The sequence below is a fragment of the Halalkalibacterium halodurans genome, assembly GCF_004376175.1.
Taxonomy (GTDB): domain Bacteria; phylum Bacillota; class Bacilli; order Bacillales; family Bacillaceae_D; genus Halalkalibacterium; species Halalkalibacterium halodurans.
This window is the reverse complement of record NZ_SNUY01000036.1, coordinates 1-22,323: the sequence shown is the minus strand read 5'-3', so window position 1 is coordinate 22,323 and position 22,323 is coordinate 1. Positions and strand designations below refer to the sequence as shown.

General features: G+C 38.0%; 20 protein-coding genes and 1 pseudogene. 18 read left to right on the top strand and 3 right to left on the bottom strand.

Annotation, left to right across the window (positions count from 1 at the left end; genetic code table 11):
• Positions 1-446: 446 nt before the first annotated feature.
• The 4 genes from E2L07_RS12440 (at position 447) to E2L07_RS12425 (ending at position 3,605) form a co-directional block, all read left to right on the top strand.
• Complete coding sequence (locus tag E2L07_RS12440; protein ID WP_134229710.1) at positions 447-791, top strand: NUDIX hydrolase; 345 nt, start codon at positions 447-449, stop codon at positions 789-791.
• Between the two features lie 382 nt (positions 792-1,173).
• Positions 1,174-1,929, top strand: coding sequence for an IclR family transcriptional regulator (locus E2L07_RS12435; protein WP_134229709.1), 756 nt, complete (start codon positions 1,174-1,176; stop codon positions 1,927-1,929).
• A 67-nt stretch (positions 1,930-1,996) separates the two neighbouring features.
• The gene (locus E2L07_RS12430; RefSeq protein WP_134229708.1) at positions 1,997-2,950 is read left to right on the top strand and encodes a sugar kinase; all 954 of its coding nucleotides are present in this window, start codon (positions 1,997-1,999) and stop codon (positions 2,948-2,950) included.
• 10 nt (positions 2,951-2,960) lie between these two features.
• Complete coding sequence (locus tag E2L07_RS12425) at positions 2,961-3,605, top strand: bifunctional 4-hydroxy-2-oxoglutarate aldolase/2-dehydro-3-deoxy-phosphogluconate aldolase (RefSeq protein WP_134229707.1); 645 nt, start codon at positions 2,961-2,963, stop codon at positions 3,603-3,605.
• A 253-nt stretch (positions 3,606-3,858) separates the two neighbouring features.
• Here the strand turns inward: E2L07_RS12425 and E2L07_RS20830 are convergent, their stop codons facing one another.
• From E2L07_RS20830 to E2L07_RS12415, 3 genes are all read right to left on the bottom strand, one after another.
• On the bottom strand, positions 3,859-3,999 hold the full coding sequence (locus tag E2L07_RS20830) for a hypothetical protein (protein ID WP_010899847.1): 141 nt from the start codon (positions 3,997-3,999) through the stop codon (positions 3,859-3,861).
• 702 nt (positions 4,000-4,701) lie between these two features.
• Positions 4,702-5,031, bottom strand: coding sequence for a type II toxin-antitoxin system PemK/MazF family toxin (locus E2L07_RS12420; RefSeq protein WP_010899846.1), 330 nt, complete (start codon positions 5,029-5,031; stop codon positions 4,702-4,704).
• Entirely contained in the window at positions 5,032-5,301 is a 270-nt protein-coding gene (locus tag E2L07_RS12415; protein WP_041820955.1) for an AbrB/MazE/SpoVT family DNA-binding domain-containing protein, read from the bottom strand.
• 1,079 nt (positions 5,302-6,380) lie between these two features.
• Between E2L07_RS12415 and E2L07_RS12410 the strand changes: the two genes are divergently transcribed.
• The 14 genes and pseudogenes from E2L07_RS12410 to E2L07_RS12345 all read left to right on the top strand — a co-directional run bounded on the left by E2L07_RS12410 (position 6,381) and on the right by E2L07_RS12345 (position 22,018).
• The gene (locus E2L07_RS12410; protein WP_134229706.1) at positions 6,381-8,207 is read left to right on the top strand and encodes a polysaccharide biosynthesis protein; all 1,827 of its coding nucleotides are present in this window, start codon (positions 6,381-6,383) and stop codon (positions 8,205-8,207) included.
• Between the two features lie 15 nt (positions 8,208-8,222).
• Positions 8,223-9,104 carry a UTP--glucose-1-phosphate uridylyltransferase GalU gene (gene galU / locus E2L07_RS12405; protein ID WP_134229705.1) on the top strand — a complete coding sequence of 294 codons (882 nt, stop codon included), beginning with the start codon at positions 8,223-8,225 and terminating at the stop codon, positions 9,102-9,104.
• A 165-nt stretch (positions 9,105-9,269) separates the two neighbouring features.
• Positions 9,270-10,154 (top strand): annotated as a pseudogene (locus E2L07_RS12400) (aminotransferase class I/II-fold pyridoxal phosphate-dependent enzyme); the annotation flags it as partial.
• Between the two features lie 298 nt (positions 10,155-10,452).
• Positions 10,453-11,562 carry a DegT/DnrJ/EryC1/StrS family aminotransferase gene (locus tag E2L07_RS12395; RefSeq protein WP_134229722.1) on the top strand — a complete coding sequence of 370 codons (1,110 nt, stop codon included), beginning with the start codon at positions 10,453-10,455 and terminating at the stop codon, positions 11,560-11,562.
• A gap of 4 nt (positions 11,563-11,566) precedes the next feature.
• Positions 11,567-12,211, top strand: coding sequence for a sugar transferase (locus E2L07_RS12390; protein ID WP_134229704.1), 645 nt, complete (start codon positions 11,567-11,569; stop codon positions 12,209-12,211).
• The gene (locus E2L07_RS12385) at positions 12,201-12,659 is read left to right on the top strand and encodes a GNAT family N-acetyltransferase (protein WP_166740071.1); all 459 of its coding nucleotides are present in this window, start codon (positions 12,201-12,203) and stop codon (positions 12,657-12,659) included. The genes E2L07_RS12390 and E2L07_RS12385 overlap by 11 nt, the downstream gene beginning before the upstream one ends.
• A 9-nt stretch (positions 12,660-12,668) precedes the next feature.
• Entirely contained in the window at positions 12,669-13,727 is a 1,059-nt protein-coding gene (locus tag E2L07_RS12380; protein WP_134229702.1) for a lipid II:glycine glycyltransferase FemX, read from the top strand.
• 39 nt (positions 13,728-13,766) lie between these two features.
• A complete protein-coding gene (locus E2L07_RS12375) occupies positions 13,767-14,933 on the top strand; it encodes a glycosyltransferase family 2 protein (protein WP_134229701.1) in 1,167 nt (388 codons plus the stop codon).
• A 36-nt stretch (positions 14,934-14,969) separates the two neighbouring features.
• Complete coding sequence (locus E2L07_RS12370) at positions 14,970-15,764, top strand: glycosyltransferase family A protein (RefSeq protein ID WP_208402049.1); 795 nt, start codon at positions 14,970-14,972, stop codon at positions 15,762-15,764.
• 25 nt (positions 15,765-15,789) lie between these two features.
• Positions 15,790-16,986: a hypothetical protein gene (locus E2L07_RS12365; RefSeq protein WP_134229700.1), complete on the top strand. Its 1,197-nt coding sequence runs from the start codon at positions 15,790-15,792 to the stop codon at positions 16,984-16,986.
• Between the two features lie 48 nt (positions 16,987-17,034).
• On the top strand, positions 17,035-18,210 hold the full coding sequence (locus E2L07_RS12360) for a glycosyltransferase family 4 protein (protein ID WP_134229699.1): 1,176 nt from the start codon (positions 17,035-17,037) through the stop codon (positions 18,208-18,210).
• A 60-nt stretch (positions 18,211-18,270) separates the two neighbouring features.
• Positions 18,271-19,566: a lipopolysaccharide biosynthesis protein gene (locus E2L07_RS12355; RefSeq protein WP_134229698.1), complete on the top strand. Its 1,296-nt coding sequence runs from the start codon at positions 18,271-18,273 to the stop codon at positions 19,564-19,566.
• A gap of 108 nt (positions 19,567-19,674) precedes the next feature.
• Positions 19,675-20,553: an ATP-grasp fold amidoligase family protein gene (locus E2L07_RS12350; RefSeq protein ID WP_134229697.1), complete on the top strand. Its 879-nt coding sequence runs from the start codon at positions 19,675-19,677 to the stop codon at positions 20,551-20,553.
• Between the two features lie 181 nt (positions 20,554-20,734).
• On the top strand, positions 20,735-22,018 hold the full coding sequence (locus tag E2L07_RS12345; protein ID WP_053430222.1) for an IS110 family RNA-guided transposase: 1,284 nt from the start codon (positions 20,735-20,737) through the stop codon (positions 22,016-22,018).
• Positions 22,019-22,323 lie beyond the last annotated feature (305 nt).

Sequence of the window (22,323 nt, the reverse complement as noted above, 5' to 3'; positions counted from 1 at the left end):
AACCGGTTACAGATATCATAAAATGAAACCGAGTCTTTGTCAATAGTTGTTTTTAATAGGAAGTGAAATGGAAGAAGAGTGTGATATTTGTGCAGATTAATCAAAAGAAACATGCCATGAGAGAGGAAAACGAATGAAAGCATTTCTAATTCATTGTTCGCCATGAGCCCACTTCTCCCTTGACCATATGATCTCAAAAGTGATGATCGCTTGAAGAATTCGTGGAAGGCGCCAATAGAGTGGTTTCCTCCAGGGCCGTAAATAAAAGAAGCATTTGAAGGAATGAAATTTACAAAGATTACTCTTCAATTTGAAGCTAGTAACAATCATATCTTCGGTTTGATTTGGCTGGCAGATAAAAACATTGTCCCCATCTCTACGGTTCTCCTTGTAGATAGCGACAAAAACGAGCATACTGGTTCAAGAGAAGGAAGGAGGTAGGCACCATGCGGACGCGAATTCGAGCGGCAGGGGTGGCCATTCATAACGATTGTATTTTGCTACACCGCTGCCTAGATTTTTGGGTTTTGCCAGGCGGAGAAGTTGAACGGGAATCATCAGCCGATGCATTAGTGAGAGAATGTAGCGAAGAACTCGGATTACCTGCGCGTGTGGGACGACTTCTTTGGATCGTTGAGAATTTTTTCGACTACGAAGGGGAGCTGGAGCAAAGTATTGAATTTTATTACGAGCTGTCTTTCCCTCAGCATGCCGAGATCTATAAACAATCAGAGATCCAAGGCTATGAGCATGAAGGGGATGAACCACTATTGTTTATCTGGCAACCCTAGAGCAGCTAGAGGAAATCACGATTTTGCCCGAATGTTTGCCCTCCCGATTAAAGGCGTGTCAACATGGCTTACCGCAGCAAATCGAGCACATCGTTAACAACCAACCTGAGTAAAGAACCGTCTTCAAACGGGACGGTTCTTTAGTAGGTAGAAGAAAGTATATCCGGATGTACTAGCGCAGGGCGCCAAACACGGAGCGGCACAACGGCCAGTTATCAACGGCTGTAAGCCCACCGTGCTTTCTTTATCTCCGGTGTCTCGGTCTCGTTGCTACGTTTTGAGCGTGCCCTTTGCACGTTTTTATTGACATCGCTTTCAATTGACACCTATAATTAAATCATAATAAAGAACAATGTTCCGTATAGTGGAAAAGAGTGAAACGATGGTACAATCTGTAGACCGTGCATTAATGATTCTTGACATCCTGAAACAACATCCGAAGGGGCTGGGGATCACGGAATTGGCTCTTGAGCTGAATGTAGCGAAAAGCACCGCCCATCGGCTCGTTTCTACATTGGAGACGTATGACTACGTTACACAAGACAGGGAAACAAGCCGCTACTCGCTAGGGTTAAAGTTTCTTGAAATGCAGCAAGTGGTCATGGAGAACATGGACATTGTTGCTGTAGCTCATCCGATTCTTGAAGCGCTCACCGAAGAATGTGGCGAAATTAGTCATCTCGTCATGCGCGACCACTTTGATGTCGTCTATATTGACAAAGTGGAGAGTGCCGTGTCAACGATTCGCATTTACTCACGAACCGGAAAGCGTGCCCCGATTTATTGCACGGCGGTCGGGAAGGTGATTGCAGCTCATTTTGATGAGCCCTTGCTGCAAGAGTACGTGGAGCAAGCGGCGTTTCAGCCATTGACGCGTCATACGATAAGTGAACCAGAAGCTTTTAAAGCAGCGTTACAAAAGGTTCTCACCGACGGTTATGCCGAGGACAATGAAGAGCACGAGGAAGGCATTCGCTGCATCGGGGCGCCCATTTTTAACCACCTGGGCCAAGTACCCTATGCGATTTCGATTACAGGGCCACTTGCTCGCATGACAGATGCCCGACTACAAACGTTGATTCCAAGGCTAAAGCAGGCGGCTGCTGCCATTTCGCAAAACATTGGCTACCGTAAGTAGCCCTTTTTATTTAAAATAGTAACAGGAACGCCGTTCTTTATTACGGAACAATGGGGAGGCGAACAAAATGGATGTTGTCACGTTTGGGGAAACAATGGTCGTATTCGAACCGATGGAGATGGGCGCCTTACGCTATGTGGACCGCTTTAAAAAAGGGGTCGGTGGTGCGGAATCCAATGTTGCCATTGGTGTCGCCAAGCTAGGCCATTCGGTTGGCTGGGTTAGCAAAGTCGGGAACGATGAGCTTGGTAAATATGTGATTTCCGCGATTCGCGGGGAAGGGGTCGATACATCTCAAGTCGTGTTGGATGACGGGGCACCAACTGGCCTCTACTTAAAAGAAAAGCTTCGTGACGATTTCAATCGAGTTTATTATTATCGGGCAGGATCGGCCGCGAGTCGTTTAGGCGTAGAGGACATTAACTGGGCGTACATGAAGCAGGCAAAAATCATCCATATCACTGGAATCACGCCATTATTGAGTGATTCTTGCTATGAACTGTGTCATGCTGTGCTAGACTTTGCCAAAGAGAATGGGATTTTCGCTTCATTCGATCCGAACCTGCGAATGAAGCTGCTCGCAAATGTTCCAGATGGGAAGGAGAGGCTGCTGGCGTTAGCAAGTAAGGCAGATCTGGTCATGCCAGGCCGTGATGAAGCAGCGTTTCTATTTGATACCGATGAGCTAGCGCAAATGTTTTCAAGGCTCTTGACCGGTCGGACGACAAGGGTCGTGATTAAAGATGGGGCCAAAGGGGCTCACTTCATGGAAGAAGGTAAAGAGCCACAATTTGTACCGAGCTGCCCAGTGGATAAGGTCGTTGATCCCGTTGGGGCTGGTGACGGATTTGCTGCTGGTGTCCTTGCCAGCTTACTCGAAGGGAAGTCAATGGAAGAAGCCGTCTCGGTCGGAACACAAATTGGTGCGCTCGTCGTCATGGCAAAAGGTGACATGGAAGGACTACCGGAGCGAGAGCAGCTGGAAGCATTTTCGCAAGCCCGTTCCGACGTTTTACGATAAGGGGGATGTCATGAAACAGAAGGTGTTTAACAAATTACTCGAATCAGGTGTAGTGGCGGTCGTGCGTAAGCTGCCAAAAGAGAAAGCAATGCCGGCGATTGAGGCTCTTGTAAGAGGTGGCGTAACAGGAATTGAAATCACAGTAGAATCGGACGGGGCATATGAACTTATAAAAGAAGCGAAACAAGAGTTCGGCGAGCGAGCGGCCATTGGTGCAGGCACCGTGCTAGACGGGCATGCGGCGTATCAAGCCATCGCGGCAGACGCTGATTTCATTTTTACTCCGACCTTAAAGCGGGAGATGATTGAAACAGCACGTCGTTACGGGAAGTTGGTCATTCCTGGCACCTTCACCCCGACCGAAATTCAGACGGCCTATGAATGGGGGGCGGATGTTGTCAAAGTGTTCCCCGCGAATGTTGTTGGTCCAGGCTATATTAAAAATGTGGCAGGTCCACTTTCCCACGTCTCGATCTTGCCAACAGGTGGAATCGATGAGACGAACATCGCTGCGTTTGTCAAAGCAGGTGCAGTGGCGTGCGGAGTGGGCGGATCTCTACTCAAACAGTCGTTCATTGAAAACGAACAGTGGGAAGAGCTAACGGCACTAGCAGAAACATACGTAAAAGAGGTGGAGAAAGGAAGAATGAAATAGGAGAAGAAAGATGCTGTTTCCAGTTACGGGAGGCAGCACTTTTTTAATGTGTTGAATCGTTTTAGGGAAAGGACAGGACGCATGATCAGAAAATCTTACGACAAATAAAACGGAATGTATTAAATTATAGAAAGAAATCGATCTGTGTAGCGCCCTGTTGGTCCTAGTAAAACATCAATCTCCCACTGATGATCGTTCCTATGATGAGACAACCGGAAAAAGGGACAAGGGAATGTCTCGAGATCATCGTCGCTCATTTGATCTTTTCTTCCTCTTCAACTTTGCATGCCATCCATTGAATAAACTTGATTTCTTTTTCCGTAAGATCACGATTTAAACGTTCGACAAAAAATGATTGTAGCTCGTCCTGAATTTGATGCAGTTCCATTGCCACGGATATCATCTCCTTTTCATATGACTAAACATATCCTAAAGCATTACTAAACCAATCATTTTGCGACACTCTTTTATTATAAGCGCCCTTTAGGTCTTTCGACATATGCGATTTGCAAAGGAATGGAAGACTTTAAGCAGATAAATCGAAGAAATTCGAGCAAAATCTACATGACGCATTAATATATTTATCTTTGCCAATGTTGACGTTGTCCGCTGTCTTAAGCAATGTATGATCAAAAAAGTCAAGGTAGAACGAAAAATCTCGAATTTTATAAACGCGAATTTTATCAACCATTGTCCGATCATGGGGGAAAGCCAATGTCAAATCAGGTCGAACACGCCTTTTGCATTGTGTAAGGGGATTCTACGAGCAAATCGACCACCGGAGAAAGAATCGGTGGCTGGTGAAACGAGCTTATTGTTGTGAGCAGTCCAGTCAATCATGACCACCATAGGCTCAGAAATACGAGGGAGTTCATATTCAATATAAAGTTCATCAATTTAAAAACAAAATGAATCATTTTACTAAATCAAGCCTATTTTTAATAGATAGGCAATAGATTAGGGGTCGCAAAGGAAGGTGATATGCTCCCATTTTTTATGAGAGGGGGGCTGCTGTATGATTTTGCTTACTTTTTTTACATTGTACTACGACAAAATAAATGGTCCGCAAAGGGAAGAGTCTCTCCTGGTTGAGTGTTTAAGATAAAAATGTATGAATAAGTTGTAAACAATCAGTAACAGTTTCCTCTGGTGCTTGTCCTTTAATGTGAAAGTTTCTTGCTCTCCAATCCAGACTTTTTACTTGGTCAGTAAGAATAACCCCTTCAATAGGTAACCCCGGTGGTATTTCTATTTCAAAAGGATAACCTTTTTGTTGTCTGGTAATTGGACAAACCACGGCAAAACCTGTGTTTTTATTAAATAATTTAGGGGACAAAACAATAGCCGGTCGTGTCCCGGCTTGGTCATGACCCGATTGTGGGTTAAAGTCTACATAAACAAGATTCCCTCTATCCGGTACTGGCATTTACAACAATTCCTTTCCTGTTCTCCCGAAATCAATTTCGTTATGTCTATTTTCAGGAGTGATTTTTGCCACTAATTCCTCTAATGTTGGCTTTCTTTTTTTAGGCTTTAAAATAATCGTTTGATCACTCCCTAAACTTAGTTCAATTTCAGATCCTTGCGTAACGTTAATATGTTTAGCATAATGGTTCGGAATACGAACAGCTAAACTATTTCCCCACTTTTGTATAGTAGTCATGAGTGTCACTCCTTTATTTTCATCTACATTCATTATAACCCCTCATTTTATTATTGTATATACATAGTATATACACTGTAGGAGGAAATGATACTAAGAAATTTAAAAGGATATATCGTTTTTGGCATACCCTATTTATTGCTTAGGAACCTTTTATTCCTAGGTCGCTGTTGCTGGAACACCACGGTCTTTTTTATGGTACGCATTCCTCTTCATTTGATTATCCTCATTTTAATCGTAAGAAACGTGTGATAATCGAAAAGATTAAGTAACGTCTACTCTGAGTATTTTCATGATGTGCCCAGTATGTGCGCCTTTTTTAAAAAAAGATTAAACCGATATGAAAGTGTCTATCTTCCTTCAGCCATTGGTCATTCTACTATATGAAAAAGCTTGCAAATTGGCAAAGAATAGGAATTTCCGATCAATTCTGTACAAAAGCTGTACAATTCGTATAAGATATTAGTAATGTTTCTTTTTATAAACGTTTGTATATTTGACAAAAACAGCGTCATTAGGAGAAGATGATAAATACCGTTCCAAAAAAATGGGACGGTTATGAATAATCTATATTTTTCATCTTTACTCCCCTATTGAAAATTGTTATTATTGCAATGTACGACAGAGGTTGGGAAAATCTTCAGAATTTACATATAACCATCGACAATTTAACGCAGTGAAGTAGAAAGGGTCTTTTTTTAAGAGAAATTTCTATCTGTCTGCAAGTTCCCTTCACTTTTCTCCCAAATTAGCCGATTAATCTATTATTATAGGTTCTAAGTGTACGAAGGTAATGTCTCCTTACCTTTATCGACGGAGGCACTCGGCCATGTTGTGGGTCGTCAATCAGCGATGACCTTAGACGCGTCCGTTGTCATTGATGTGGCGTGAGGTGAGGTTCAATGCCTCATGTTTATTTTATTTTCATAGAGAGAAAGAAAAAAAGCATTAATCAACTCCTTAATGCGATTAAGGAGTTGCTTAGTGCTTTTTACACTCTTAGAAAGTTTAACTTCTATAAAAAAAGATTGAGGGTAAGAAAAACTTGGCTTTTGCTATTGGACCTGGCCATAGGCCAAGTTTTTCTGAACAAAAGGATAGGAGGTGCGTTCATGTCATATAAAAAAAGGATTGCTTTGCTCGCGACAAATGACTCGGTGATTGTGATGTTTTCGATTTATGTCTGCAATTTTCTTATGTTTTCAAGTGGCACATTCTCGAGTATATTGTTTGTTAGCTCTGTTACGCTGCTAGCCAGCCATCATTTCTTTGCGCAAAAACTAAAGCTGTACAAGCGAGTATGGCAGTATGCAAGCATGAACGAATTAAAAGCAATCATCATGGCTGTTACATTTTCGATCCTTACGGTGGCCGTCGTTCAACTATTATTTTTCCAAACGGTATATGTCCGGACGCTCTTTACGACGTGGATGATGCACATGCTACTGATCGGGGGATCGCGCTTTTCTTGGCGACTTTACAGAGATACATATATGAAGCCAAAGCTTAATAAAACGAAGACACTGATCATCGGAGCAGGTTCGGCTGGGTCGATGGTTGCTCGTCAGTTGTTACAAAACCAAGAAGCGGAGCTGCGCCCAGTGGCTTTCGTGGATGATGATATTAGTAAGCACAATCTAGAGATCATGGGCATTCCTGTTTTAGGCGCCGTTAAGGACATGGAAGGGATTGTTGCAGAACATAGCATTGAACATATTATAATTGCCATCCCATCGTTGAGCCGGGTAGAGCTGAATGATATTTTTCACGTCTGCTCGAAAACAAAAGTAAAAACGCAAATTCTCCCGAAAATTGAAGATATCATGATGGGAAGAGTGGAGGTTGCTCAGTTCCGGGATGTAGAAGTAGAGGATTTACTAGGTAGAGATCCTGTCGAGCTCGATATCAATGGGATTGCTCAATACATTACAAATCGAACGGTGCTCGTCACTGGGGCGGGCGGTTCCATCGGGTCAGAAATTTGTCGGCAAATCGCTTGTTTCCAACCGGAGACACTCGTCCTTCTCGGTCATGGCGAAAACAGCATATACTCCATTGAAATGGAATTACGGGACAAGCTCCCTAACATCAATATCGTCACCGAGATCGCAGATATTCAGGATCGTGAGAAAATGTTTTCAATCATGGACGATCGGAAGCCCCACGTTGTCTTCCATGCAGCAGCACACAAGCATGTTCCGCTCATGGAACGAAATCCTGAGGAGGCAGTGAAAAACAATGTGCTCGGCACGAAGAACACTGCGGAGGCGGCAAGTGCGGCGAACGTCAACACCTTTGTGATGATCTCGACCGATAAAGCAGTCAACCCGACAAGCGTAATGGGAGCTACGAAACGAATCGCGGAAATGATCATTCAACATATGGACATGATTAGTGACACCCGCTTCGTCGCTGTACGTTTCGGAAACGTCCTCGGTAGTCGCGGCAGCGTCATCCCTTTATTTAAGAAGCAGATCCAAAAAGGTGGCCCTGTGACCGTCACGGATCCAGAAATGGTCCGCTATTTCATGACCATTCCAGAAGCTTCCCGTCTCGTTCTCCAAGCGGGAGCGCTTGCTGACGGAGGCGAGGTGTTTGTCCTCGATATGGGGGAGCCTGTGAAAATTGTCGACCTGGCTCGCAATCTCATTCGTCTGTCAGGCTATACGGAGGACGAGATTCCGATTGTCTTTACCGGCATGAGACCAGGAGAAAAACTATTTGAAGAATTGCTCGGGGAAAATGAAGTCCACAGCGAGCAAGTCTATCCGAAGATTTACCGCGGGAAGACACCACCAATTGAAATTAACGTCATCTATCAATTGACCGACGAATTTGCAAAGAAAGAGAAAGATGCATTACGGGAAGAGTTGCTCGACATTGCCAACTTCAGAGTGGAGGCATTAGGTCTAAGCAACCCAACCGTCGGTTCAGCATAATAGAGGAGTGGAAACGTGAAGAAAATCAGAAAAGCGATTATTCCAGCAGCCGGGCTAGGGACGCGATTTCTCCCTGCCACCAAAGCGATGCCAAAAGAAATGCTCCCAATCGTAGACAAGCCGACGATTCAATACATTGTCGAAGAAGCGATCTCATCAGGCATTGAAGACATTATTATCGTCACCGGAAAAGGCAAGCGAGCGATTGAAGATCATTTCGATCATTCCTTTGAGCTTGAACAAACGCTCGCAGAAAAGGAAAAATACGATTTACTAGAAAAAGTGAACGAGTCGACAAAGGTCGATATCCATTACATTCGGCAAAAAGAGCCAAAAGGACTCGGACATGCCGTCTGGTGTGCACGGAAATTTATCGGCGACGAGCCGTTTGCCGTCTTATTAGGGGACGATATCGTTCAAGCGGAAACCCCGTGCTTAAAACAACTGATCGATCAATACGAACAAACAGAGTCATCGGTCATCGGTGTACAGACCGTCCCCGACCATAAAACCCATCGCTACGGCATTGTCGACCCGATCGACCAAAAGGGACGAACGTATACAGTCAAGCAGTTTGTCGAGAAGCCAAAGCCGGGAACTGCCCCATCCAACTTAGCAATCATGGGACGCTACGTGTTAACGCCAGAAATCTTCACGTTTTTGGAGCGCCATGAAACAGGGGCAGGCGGAGAAATTCAATTAACCGATGCCATCGAGCGCCTTAACGAAATCCAACATGTGTACGCCTATGACTTCGAAGGCAAACGCTACGACGTTGGTGAGAAGATTGGATTTGTGAAAACAACCGTCGAATTCGCCTTACACGATGAGGCGATCAAGGACGAGTTTGCCCGCTTTCTAGAAGCAATCCTCGAACAGAAGAAGGTTAACTTTTAACAGAGGGAATGAACGGGTAGAGGAAAGACAAATGAATCATGCAGCTTGTACAAACGTATAGGCTGCATTTGTCGTTCTTACTGGTTTACTTTATAATACAAACGGCTTTATTGAGAGACAACATTAGATTAATCGCTGATCATCTACTAGGAGGAAGTCTAATCAATGGGAGAGAGAATATTCCTATCATCACCACATATGAGTGATGAAGGTTATGAAATGGCGTATGTAAAAGAAGCTTTTGATACAAACTGGATTGCACCACTCGGTAACAATGTCAATATGTTCGAAAAAGAATTGGCTGAAAAAGTCGGAGCAAAAGCTGGCGCCGCATTATCCTCAGGTACAGCAGCGATCCATTTAGCTTTAAAGGCAGCAGGTGTAAGTGATGGAGATGTTGTCTTTTGTTCTACATTAACCTTCTCAGCTACAGCAAACCCGATTATCTATCAAAATGCAATTCCGGTCTTTATAGATAGTGACTATAAAACATGGAATATGTGCCCGAAAGCATTAGAAGAGGCATTTGAAAAGTATCCCGAAGTTAAGGCAGTTATTGTGGTTCATCTCTATGGATTATCAGCAGATATAGATTCAATTGTAGAATTATGTAAAAAACATAATGTTGCTCTGATTGAGGATGCAGCAGAATCGTTGGGCACTTATTATAAAGGAAAACATACAGGGACATTCGGAGACTACGGGATTTTTTCATTTAATGGAAATAAAATTATCACTACCTCTGGTGGTGGTATGTTGGTTTCCGATCAAGAAGGAAGAATTGAAAAGGCAAGATTTTGGGCTACACAAAGTAGAGATCAAGCAAGACATTATGAACATAGCGAACTCGGATTTAATTACCGTATGAGTAACGTTGTTGCTGGAATCGGTAGAGGACAATTGAAGATATTAGATGAAAGGGTAGAGAAAAAAAGGTACATTTATAAGTATTACAAAAAAGCATTAAGTGAGCTAGACAGTATTGAATTTATGCCTGAAAATGAATGGGACAAACCTAATTATTGGCTAAGTGCAATCACATTGACAGGGTAAGTTAGACCGATTGATGTGATTGAAGCATTAGAACGAGGTGGGTATTTGAATCAAATAACAACCACGGTATATAGTGGTTGTTAGTGTTTTGTAACACATAAACATAATATATTGATCTTTTCATGTATATCGCATATTGAATATTAAATGCGAGGTGGGTATCAGAAGTAGATAACCAATTTAGTGGTTTAGAAGTTGGTTGGAGTAATTAGTTTTGAAGATTCCAAGTAAGTCCTAATCTACTAAAATATTAACTTAACGATGGAAGGAAGTCTATAGGATGGAGATAACAAAAGTGAACGAAAGAATTTTTCTTTCATCACCCCATATGAGTGATGAAGGTTATGAAATGGAATATGTAAAGGAAGCATTCGATACAAACTGGATCGCTCCTCTTGGAGAAAACGTAAATGGATTTGAAAGAGAGTTATCAGAAAAGGTTGGCTCTAAAGCAGCAGCAGCACTTACTTCTGGGACGGCAGCTATTCACTTAGCTTTGCGAGCTGCGGGAGTTGGTGAAGGGGATATCGTATTCTGCCCAACACTTACATTCTCAGCAACAGCTAATCCAATTATCTATCAAAATGCTGTTCCAGTATTTATAGATAGTAATTATGAAACATGGAATATGTGCCCGGAAGCTTTAGAAGAAGCTCTTCAAAAGTATCCTGAGGTAAAGGCAGTCATCGTAGTTCACCTTTATGGATTATCAGCAGATATGGATAGAATAGTAGACCTTTGTAAGAAACATAATGTTGTTTTAATAGAAGATGCTGCTGAAAGTTTAGGTACTTACTATAAAGGTAAGCATACTGGAACATTTGGCGATTATGGCATCTTCTCTTTTAATGGGAACAAAATCATCACTACTTCTGGTGGTGGAATGCTTGTTTCTGATAATGAAGAAAGAATTGCCAAGGCAAAATTTTGGGCAACTCAATCAAGAGATCAGGCAAGGCACTATCAACATAGTGAATTAGGGTTTAATTACCGTATGAGCAATGTGGTTGCTGGTATTGGTAGAGGGCAGTTAAAAGTTTTAGATCAACGTGTAGAAAAGAAGAATTATATCTATGAATTTTATAAGAGAGAACTTGGTGAGCTTGAAGGAGTCCAGTTTATGCCTAGCAATGAATGGGATGCACCGAATTACTGGTTAAGCTCAATGACGTTGACTGGTAAAGTGAGACCAATTGATATATTTGAAGCATTGGAAGCTGAAAATATCGAGTCAAGACCGGTTTGGAAGCCAATGCATATGCAGCCTTTCTTTGAGAAGTATGAATTTGTTGGAACTGATGTATCAGAAAAGTTGTTTGAGAATGGTGTTTGTTTGCCGTCGGATACTAAGATGACAGATGCTGACTTGGCGAAAATTGTAGAAATTATAAAAGGATTGTGGTGAGTTTATGGAGCATTCTAAAAGTGGTATATATAGAAGGTTTATAAAGAGGCCGATGGACTTTACTTTGGCTTTATTAGCTATTATATTTTTGAGTCCTATTCTGTTAGTAGTTGCATTACTTGTAAAAACAAAGTTGGGAAGTCCAGTATTATTTAAACAAGATAGGCCTGGTCTTAATGAAAAAATCTTCACAATGTATAAATTTAGAACAATGTCCGATGAGAGAGATGAAAATGGGGAGTTATTACCTGATAGTGTTAGATTAACGAAGTTTGGTAAGTTCCTTCGTTCTACATCTCTTGATGAGTTACCGGGACTATTCAATATTCTAAAAGGCGATATGTCTATTATTGGGCCTAGACCTCTATTAGTCAGGTATTTGCCTTATTATACTGAGACTGAAAGGATAAGGCATACTGTTCGACCAGGTCTTTCTGGACTTGCGCAGATAAATGGTAGGAATAATCTGAATTGGGATAATAGATTAGCAGCTGATGTAGAGTACGTGAATAATATTACTTTTCTATTAGACTTAGAAATTATTTTTAAAACAGTAATTAAAGCTTTTATAAGAGAAGGCGTAACTGTTGTTGATAGGGGTCCTTTAAAGGATTTAGATGTAGATAGAGGTGAACGCTTTGATAGTTAAAGAATTGGATAATGAAGAATTCTTAAAATGTAAGGATGCTATCTTAGACTTATTAACAGAAACATATATTGAAAACTTCGGCATTTCAAAAGAACAAAGTATTAGCTTGTGTAAAGAAAAGCTAAACTTGATACCAAATTATATTAATCAAAAAACAGCAATTTTGATAGGTACTTATGAAGATGAAAGATTAGTAGGATTCTTATGGTTATACAAACATGAATTTTTTGGGGAATCTCGTCTTCACATTAATCAAATTATTGTTTCCAATAAATTTAGGGGTAAAGGGATCGGAAGAAGATTAATGAAACAAGCTGAACAGGTTGCGAAAAAACATAAAATTAGTACTATTGACTTAAATGTGTCTGAAGTTAATAAAGAAGCTGTTAGAATGTATAATTCTATGGGCTTTATTACAGAAAGACGTTATATGAAAAAAGTATTCTAGGAGGATTAAATGCTATCAGTAATTACTCTCAGTGAAGAAGAAAAATGGGATGAGATAGTTAAGGGTTTTAAAGAGTATGATGTTTATTACCTTTCTAGCTATACAAAGGCATTTGCAATCCATGGTGATGGAGAACCAACGCTTTTTTATTATGAAGGTAAAGATTTTAAAGCTATTAATGTTGTTATGGTAAGAGATGTAGCTAATGACATAAAGTTTACTGGTGAATTGTCTGTGGGCACCTATTATGATATTTCAACTCCATATGGTTATGGGGGGTTTTTAATAGAAGGAAATGTAGATAATGACGACTTAATCAAGTTAAATGATGAATATGCTTTAATTTGTAATCAAAGAGGAATAGTTAGTGAGTTTGTTCGCTTTCACCCTGTTCTTAATAATAGTGAGTATTTGGAAAATGTTTATGATATTTCATTGCTTGGAAAAACCATTACAATGAATTTATGCTCTAAACAACAAATATGGAATGACATTACCAGTAAAAATAGAAATGTAATTAGGAAGGCAAAAAAATTAGGTGTTTCGATTTACTGGGGAAGAGATAGGGTGCTAATTGAACGTTTTATCGATATGTATAACCTCACAATGGCAAAAGACAAGGCCAATGAGTATTACTATTTTGACATGGAATTTTATAATAGTGTCCTAAATGACTTAAAGTATAACTCAATGATTTTTTATGCAGTGTATGAGGAAAGAATTATAGCAATGTCAATGATTTTATTTTGTAACGAACAAATCCATTATCATTTGTCGGCATCAGATAAAGAATATAACCACTTAGCAGCGACAAATTTATTATTATATGAGGCAGCGTGTTGGGGATGCGAGAATGGGTATAAGTATTTTCATTTAGGTGGCGGACTAGGTAGCAAAGAAGACAGTCTTTATAAATTTAAGAAAGCATTTAATAGAAACTCAAATAGTACTTTTGCAGTAGGTAGGAAAATTTTTAATGAAAAAAGGTATGAGGAGCTAGTTCAAATTCGAAGTAAGGAAGATTTATTTGATAATAGTTCTTTATTTTTTCCTATCTACAGAGCTTAAATAATTTACTTTTAAATTAGATGGATTAAAGGAGAAAATATGGAATTACTATTTAAAATACTATTTTATATAAGTGGGTTTATTATATTTTGGGCGATGGTTGGTTATCCATTATCTATAAAGATAATTGGAAAATTCCATAAGGTAGATAAACTAAAAAAAGACTTCTCCCTACAACCAACAGTTACTGTTATGGTAGTTGCCCATAATGAAGAAAAAGTAATTGCGAAAAAGCTTCATAATATAATAGAGCTTGACTATCCTAAAGACAAAATTGAGTTTTTAATCGCATCAGATAACAGTACGGATAAGACTAATGAAATTGTAAGGAAGTTTATTTCTGAGTATAAAGAATATAGTATAAGACTGTATGAGGTAAAATCAAGAAAAGGAAAGACGAATGCCCAGAATGAAGCACATAAAACTGTAACTAGTGAGTATCTTGTAATGACTGATGCTAATTCAATGATGGATAAGAATTCGGTAAAAGAACTAGTAGCTACGTTTACTTCAGATGATATAGCTTATGTTTCAGGTAGGTTATTAATTACTAATAAAGATGTAAGTGATGTGAGTAATTCTGAAGCAAGTTATTGGGACAGTGACCTGGCAATACGTGAAATTGAAGGTAGGTTACATTCAATTACAGCAGGGAACGGAGCTCTTTATGCGTGTAGAACCAAAAATTATTACGATTTTAATCCAATTAACTGCCATGATGCTTCTATGCCTTTGTATTACTCACTTGAGGGAAAACGTGCGATATGTAATCATGATGCAATTGCTTATGAAAAAGCCGGAGAGGTTATTGAGGATGAGTTCGGAAGGAAAGTGCGAATGAATCGTACTATATTAAAGGCGATTTTTCCAGATATGCGATTACTAAATGTTTTCAAGTATAAATGGTTTTCATACTTTTATTTTGGTCATAGAACGTGTAGGTATTTATTATGGATCGCGCATCTATTAGTATTAATTTCAAATGCATTCTTATTAGGAGAGTCATTGTTTTATACGGTGACATTTATTGGTCAGCTTTTCTTTTATCTATTGGCTCTTACGAGAGCGGTAACTAAAACAGATAATAAGTATTTAAATCTAATATATTATTACTGTATTACAATAATTGCACAATGGGTTGGCGTTTATAACATTTTAACTGGCAAGGCGAAGCCATTTTGGGAGAAGGCTGAGAGTACGAGGTGAAAAATAAAAACTTAATTATGGGGATGCTGTTATAAAATGAAAATAGAAGTGCTTGTATCAACTATGGATCAAAATGATCTCAGTATAGTTGATAAGATGAATATAACAAGTGATGCAATTATTATTAATCAGTCTAATAGACATGACTACATTGAATCTAAGTTAAATGGCAGTTTGATACGTATGTTTTCATTTAATGAGCGAGGAGTAGGCAAAAGCCGAAATAGCGCATTGATGAGATCTAATGCTGATATATGCCTAATGGCAGATGATGATATGGTTTATGTAGATAATTATCAAGAGATTGTAGCTAAGGCATTTGAAGAAAACCCTAACGCAGAAATGATTATGTTTAATGTCCCAATTAACCGAAAAGATGGCAAAAAAATAGTCAAAGTAAAAAAAAATGGAAAAGTACGTTTTTATAACAGTTTAAAGTACGGTACTGTAAATATAGCGTTTAGGAGAGAGGCAATTCTAAAAGCAAATTTGTTTTTCTCTCTTTTATTTGGTGGTGGTACTCGATATGGAAGTGGTGAAGACAGCTTATTTATCACAAACAGCTTAAAAAAGGGAATAAAAATCTATTCTAATACGGCTGTAATTGCAGAAATTGAAGAAGGTACCTCAAGTTGGTTCTCAGGTTATAGCGAAAAGTATTTTTATGATAGAGGGGCTCTTTTTCAAGCTATTGGTGGTAACTTATTATCCTTCTTACTAATAATTCAGTTTTTGTTGCGAAAAAGGCCGTTATACTCTCAACAAATAGATACAGTTAGTGCTTTAAAACAAATGATTAAAGGTAGGAAGGATTTTCTTCGAAGAAATTAGATTAAAATATAAGTAGGTACTCTTTATGAAGATAAAAAAAGTTAGTTTTGAACAAGTTATATTAGTACTATTTAGCATAGCTTTTATATTAGTTGATTGGCGTTTAGGAATAATGAGATTTTCTGATTTATTTCTAATCGCAATATTTTTGCTTTTATTATTATACTACATTACAAATAAAAATATGTTTTTTCAAAAAAGTCAATTATTATTTTTGGTCCTGCTGCCCCTTTTATTATTAACAAATATATTAATGAATTTATTTTTTAATAGTAATTTTCTCTTTTATGAAAGTGCTCAAGGATTTTTCAAAATTGCTTTTTATTTGATGACTATGATACTAATATTTAATTTTGTTAGGAAAAAAAAATTGGAAGAAAACCTTTTGGATACACTATCTGTAACTGCTGTAATTGTTTCCTTTATTGGAATTTACATTACCATATCATTATATCTAAATGGAATTTTTCCATATGAATTTTTTTGGCAATTTAATCGTCAAGACCTAGAAAGTTACACGTATAGAGGGTGGGATAGAAGTATAATTCGAACAAGAAGTGTATTTGGAGAACCGGCTTATTTAGGTTTTTACTTAAACACAATTCTAGCAATTCTTTATTTCACTAGGTCAAATTATAAAATTAAAAAATCTCATGATTTTATTATAACACTAACTGTACTTCTTACTTTCTCATACAGTTCTATACTAATAATGGCTGGAATTAAATTATTACACTATTTCGGCTGGTCGAATTTCATTTCTTTTATTAAGAAAAAGAGAAGTGTTATTTCCTTTATGCTAGCTATAATTCTTATAGGTTTGTTTTGGGATACAGTAGAGAAAACGGTAATTATACGAACGCAAGAAATATTATCTGGTACTGATGGTTCTGGTACTGCAAGACTTCAAGGAAGTTGGTCTTATGTCAATTGGGATAACTTATTTTTAGGTAATGGAATCGGGAATACGCCAACCTTATTTAATGTGTATGCGTATATTTTATCCGATTTAGGATTAGTGAGTTTTCTTTTATTTCTATTATTTAATGGTTGGTTAATTTACCTTAATCCTAAATTAGCACTGGTATTTATTGCACTAAATTTCCAAAGGGGTGGATATTTAGGCGCAGGGTATTGGATTTTTGTTACCCTTATAATTTTATATTCATGTCATAACAAAATAAATCAATATAAATTAAGGATGCCAAATGCATCAGGTTAGTAAGTTGTTTAACGTTTAAATATAGGTTGAAAACAAGGTAATCTTAAAGTGAAAGGAAAAATACATGTGACTATCCCTAAAATATTGTTTTTAAGTGATGTAGATATCTCAACTCCAGGTGGAGCTCAGGAGTCAATGAAAATACTAATGGAGGAATTAGGTGAATCTTTTGAGTTTTATTTGATAGGACCTAGCGGAAAACAAATTAATAAACGACATAGAGTGTTAAATGTTTATAAAGATTTTATCGTTAGGGGGAAAGGGCCATTAGAGTTAATGAATTTAACAAAGGATTTATCAAATGAAATAAAGAAAGTAAACCCTGATATTATTCACGTTCAAATGCCTTCTACGCTAGTATTACTAAACTTATTATTTTCAATTGGACTTTTAAGTAAAAATGTGGAAATAGTCTATACAGATAGGGGTGTTTATGGGAAATATGGAAAAATAACAACACTATCAGTTAACAGTATCATTAAAAAGGCAAATAAGATTGTGACAACTACCTACGTTAATAAAAATAATTATACAGAATTATACAAAGATTATGAAAAGCACTCAAGGAAGTTTGAAGTAATTTATAATACAGCTGGTAAAATATTTGATAGTTATGTTGATGAAAAGAGTAAAGAAATTAGAGCGAAATATCATATAAAAGAGAAGCAATTTGTTGTGGGTTTTTGTGGCAGATACAATGAACAAAAAAATTGGCCTTTGACTAAGGAAATAATAGAAACATATGCTAAAGATACAAATATAAAATTTATAATTGTATTAGGATCCGATGGGACTCAACAAAATTATAAAGATGCTACTGAATATATAGATAGCTTAAAAGGTAAAGTGGGAAGCAATAAAATTTTAAGCTTTATTGATATTACTAACAAAGAGATGGCTGAATTATATTATGCAATGGATTGCTTTATATTAACTTCGAAGTGGGAATCTTTTGGTAGAACAGCTGTGGAAGCAATGGCCAGAAAAAATGCTGTAATTGGAACGGGAGTAGATGGGCTATCGGAAGTTATAGGCAATAAACAATATATTTTTAATACAGCTGAGGAAGCTGTGAATATAGTTGACTCAATAATGAATAGTAGAGAAAAGTTAATAGAATCAAAAGAGTATTTTTACAATCGTTATCATAGTTTGTTTGGATATAGAATAAATATTCAAAAGTACAAGAAATTATACAGAGAAATCTTAAGTGGGATTGTATAAAAAAAACGTTTCATTTCAAAGTAATCTAATGTGTTGTTTTATTTTTTGAAGGAGAACCGGATGAAAAGTTTAGTGGCAAAATTAATAAAGAAAACATTCGTTCGCAATGTAATTATTGTTGCGACCGGGACTGCAGCTGCACAATTTGTAACAATAATTTTATCTCCAATAATAACTCGACTGTATGGCCCTGAAGCTTTTGGATTACTAGGGGTATTTACAGCGGTAATAGCGATAATTGTTCCGATAGCTACACTCACCTATCCAATAGCTATTGTACTACCAAGGAGTGATAATGAAGCCAAAGGCATAGTGAGACTTTCAATTTACATTTCTTTAATTATTGCAATAATCACAGCATTATTTTTATTAACATTCCATCAATCCATTGTACAGTTATTTAATTTAGAAGCTATTTCTTCTTTTTTATTTCTTATTCCAATAGTTATTGTTTTCTCTGGGGTACTACAAGTTACAGAACAATGGTTGATTCGAAAAAAACAATTTAAGGTGACAGCAAAGGTAACTTTTCTACAGGCTATTTTTATACAAGGAAGCAAGGTAGGGATAGGACTTATAAACCCAATAGCTGCAGTTTTAATAATAATTACTGTAATTGGTCAAATATTAAAACCAGTAATGATGATAATTTTCGTGAAACGCTCTCCCCAGTCTACAACTCATGTTGTTCAAGATGAGGATCCAGAAGTTAGTATAAAAAAATTAGCAAAGGAACACAAAGATTTTCCTTTATTTAGAGCCCCTGAGGTTTTATTAAATGCAATTTCACAAGGTCTTCCTATACTTATGTTAACAAGTTTTTTTGGTCCAGCTTCTGCTGGATTTTATTCATTAGGAAAGACAGTCCTTTCAGCACCATCGCAATTATTAGGTAAATCAGTAACAGATGTTTTTTATCCCAGAATTTCTGAGGCCTCTAAAAATGGAGAGAATCTTTATGCTCTAATAAAAAAGTCTACATTGGCACTAGGTGTTATTGGGTTAATCCCGTTTGGAATAATAGTAGTCTTTTCTCCGTATATATTCGGGTTAATATTTGGTGCTGGCTGGGAAGTTGCGGGGGAATACACTCGTTGGTTAGCAATATGGTCCTATATTGGTTTTATGAATAGGCCTAGTGTTGCTGCAATACCTGTATTATCCGCACAATTATTTTTTCTTAAATATTCAGTAATATCAATTCTGCTTCGATTAGGCGCTTTAGCTACTGGTTATTTTGTATTTTCTAGTGACCTAGTTGCAGTTGCTTTTTTTGGTATCATGAGTGCCTTATTAAACTTAGTTTTAATTTTATATACTTTAAATATTAGTAAGGGTTTTAATAAAGGAATATAAACTAAGATAACTGGTGATTAATTACCAGTTAAAATGAAAGTAAGTTAAGTAAGTTGTTTAAACTTTATGTTGTATTATTCAAAGATAAATTCTTGGAGATGAATAAAAATGTCAGTTAAGATTAAGCCTATGATTAGGGAAATATTAAGCACAATTTCGCCAAAGGTCACAAGTAAAATCTTATATCGTTCCGCTTTTGGGAAAAAGTTAGATTTGAAAAATCCTAAAACTTTGAATGAAAAATTAATGTGGTTAAAACTTAATAGTTATTATAATAACCCATTAATCACTACTTGTGCAGATAAATATAAAGTTAGAAATTATATTAAAGAATTAGGTTACGAGGAAATATTAAATGAGTTAATCGGGTGTTGGGATAATACGGAAGAAATAGAATGGGATAAATTACCTGATAAATTTGTTTTAAAGTGTAATCATGGTGCAGGGTATAACCTCATATGTCAAGACAAAAAGAATTTTAATATTGATGAAGCAAAAAGGAAATTAAATAATTGGTTAAAAGAAGATTATTGGAAAAAGAGAGCGGAGCTCAATTATAAATTTATCGATAAGAAAATTATTTGTGAAAAATTTATTGAAACTCATGATGGCAAATTGCCTGCTGATTATAAACTGTATTGTTTTAATGGTAAACCCGATTGTGTGATGGTCTGCTTAGATCGCGAAAAAGGAAAGCCGAGACTTTTCTTTTTTAATAGGGATTGGAAGCTACTGGACTATACTTCTGATAGCATTGAAAGTCCAAATGATTATTTGGTAGAAAAGCCCGAGGGTATAGACAAGATGTTTGAATACGCAGAAATATTATCAAAACCTTTTCCATTTGTAAGAGTAGACTTTTATTTAAATAGTGGAAAAGTAATATTCGGAGAACTTACCTTTACTCCTGGCGCAGCATTATATTCAAACATACTTCCAAAAGCGGATGATATATTTGGAAAGAAAATTAAGTTACCAAATTATTAAAATATTTTTATCGATTAAGATAATAATCAGTAATCCTTAAAATTCATAATGAGATAAAAGTAAGGAATAAGGAGCATTCCTGTAATGAAAGAATTTGAGGTTTGAAACAGAAAGAGCCCTCCTGTACGATACGAGGTATCAGTAGCTACTGATCCTTAATTAGTACGAAGGAGGACTCAAGATGAAGTATAACCAAAATCACAAAATCAAGCAAATCACCGAATCAACACTCGTTATTGGCGTGGATATCGCCAAGGAGAACCATGTGGCTAGAGCTCAAGATGCCAGAGGAATTGAATTTGGCAAGCCAATGAACATTGAAAACAGCAGAGCCGGATTTCAACGATTTCGTTTGTGGATGAAGAGCCTCATGCGAGAACATGCCAAACCGGATGTCATTGTAGGTTTTGAGCCCACAGGGCATTACTGGATGGCATTTGCCCAGTTTCTGCGCCATGAAGGGATTAAGTATGTTGTCGTCAATCCGATGCATGTGAAGAAGAGCAAGGAATTAGATGACAATTCGCCCACCAAAAATGATGTAAAGGATGCCCGAGTCATCGCTCAATTGGTCAAAGACGGACGGTACTCTGAACCCCAAGTCCCCACTGGCATATATGCTGAATTACGTAATGGGATGAACCTGCGAGACCGTCTACAAGAAGACTTACAACGCGTTCGGGGGCGTATTCTCAACTGGCTGGATCGCTTTTTCCCTGAATTTCATGAGGTGTTTAAGATTTGGGAAGGAAAGGCTGCACTGATGACGCTAGAGGCGTTTCCTCTCCCGCAAGAAATCATCAATCTGGGTGCGGAAAAGATCCTAAGACACTGGAAGCAAGAAGTGAAACGAGCCATAGGGATCAAGCGAGCCAATGCGCTTGTGGCGGCCGCCAAGCGTTCTGTTGGTCTTACGGAAGGTCTGTCAATGGCTAGGCAAGAACTCCAAAGCTTGATGGAACAATACCAGTGTTTGTGTGGACAAATGGAACAGCTCATGCAAGATGTAGAAGCATTACTAGAGCAGATTCCAGCTGTGCCCTACATGATGAGTATTCCAGGCGTGGGACTAGTGACAGTGGCTGGCTTCCTGGCTGAGGTTGGCGATCTGTCCAACTACACGCACCCACGACAGGTTCAAAAACTGGCAGGATTCAATCTGCGAGAAAATACCTCAGGCAAGTTCAGAGGTCAAACCCGCATTACCAAGCGGGGACGCCCCAAACTGAGATCCCTGTTGTATGCAGCGATACGCCCCATGGTGGCGAAGAATCGGGAGTTCAAGCAAATGCATGAGTACTTAACGACACGCTCCGAGAATCCGTTGAAAAAACAACAATCCATGATCGCGTTGTGCTGTAAGTTGATTCGCGTGTTATTTAGCTTAGGACACAAGCGTGTGTCTTACAATGGAGAAAAATGTCTCGGACACATCCGCTTGCAACAAATACAGAATGCTGCTTAGTCATGTTGAAGAAACACAAATATCTTTAAATATCTAGGTGTGCAGATCCTTGAAAAGCGAAGCACGGAGAAGCCTGTTGATTAATTTCACCATTCGGGCATAGACCCTGCAAAGGAGCTTTTACAGGCCTCCACCTCTGGTTAGGTTGGACGAAGGAATGTGCGGGCAAAGACCCTGAGAGAAATGGGAGGGTAACCCCCAGAGAAATGTGGAGATCCACTGGTGCGATCATATTTTTAAAGCGAGAAAGCATGATCTCTACCAGGATGGCATTCATATTTCCAACAAATGCATGAAATGCAAGT

Excerpts from the sequence above, each read along its gene's own strand:
- E2L07_RS12440 (WP_134229710.1), top strand. The coding sequence starts at position 447 with ATGCGGACGCGAATTCGAGCGGCAGGGGTGGCCATTCATAACGATTGT.
- E2L07_RS12435 (WP_134229709.1), top strand. The coding sequence starts at position 1,174 with ATGGTACAATCTGTAGACCGTGCATTAATGATTCTTGACATCCTGAAA.
- E2L07_RS12430 (WP_134229708.1), top strand. The coding sequence starts at position 1,997 with ATGGATGTTGTCACGTTTGGGGAAACAATGGTCGTATTCGAACCGATG.
- E2L07_RS12425 (WP_134229707.1), top strand. The coding sequence starts at position 2,961 with ATGAAACAGAAGGTGTTTAACAAATTACTCGAATCAGGTGTAGTGGCG.
- E2L07_RS12420 (WP_010899846.1), bottom strand. The coding sequence starts at position 5,031 with ATGCCAGTACCGGATAGAGGGAATCTTGTTTATGTAGACTTTAACCCA.
- E2L07_RS12415 (WP_041820955.1), bottom strand. The coding sequence starts at position 5,301 with ATGAATGTAGATGAAAATAAAGGAGTGACACTCATGACTACTATACAA.
- E2L07_RS12410 (WP_134229706.1), top strand. The coding sequence starts at position 6,381 with ATGTCATATAAAAAAAGGATTGCTTTGCTCGCGACAAATGACTCGGTG.
- E2L07_RS12390 (WP_134229704.1), top strand. The coding sequence starts at position 11,567 with ATGGAGCATTCTAAAAGTGGTATATATAGAAGGTTTATAAAGAGGCCG.
- E2L07_RS12380 (WP_134229702.1), top strand. The coding sequence starts at position 12,669 with ATGCTATCAGTAATTACTCTCAGTGAAGAAGAAAAATGGGATGAGATA.
- E2L07_RS12375 (WP_134229701.1), top strand. The coding sequence starts at position 13,767 with ATGGAATTACTATTTAAAATACTATTTTATATAAGTGGGTTTATTATA.
- E2L07_RS12370 (WP_208402049.1), top strand. The coding sequence starts at position 14,970 with ATGAAAATAGAAGTGCTTGTATCAACTATGGATCAAAATGATCTCAGT.
- E2L07_RS12365 (WP_134229700.1), top strand. The coding sequence starts at position 15,790 with ATGAAGATAAAAAAAGTTAGTTTTGAACAAGTTATATTAGTACTATTT.
- E2L07_RS12355 (WP_134229698.1), top strand. The coding sequence starts at position 18,271 with ATGAAAAGTTTAGTGGCAAAATTAATAAAGAAAACATTCGTTCGCAAT.
- E2L07_RS12350 (WP_134229697.1), top strand. The coding sequence starts at position 19,675 with ATGTCAGTTAAGATTAAGCCTATGATTAGGGAAATATTAAGCACAATT.
- E2L07_RS12345 (WP_053430222.1), top strand. The coding sequence starts at position 20,735 with ATGAAGTATAACCAAAATCACAAAATCAAGCAAATCACCGAATCAACA.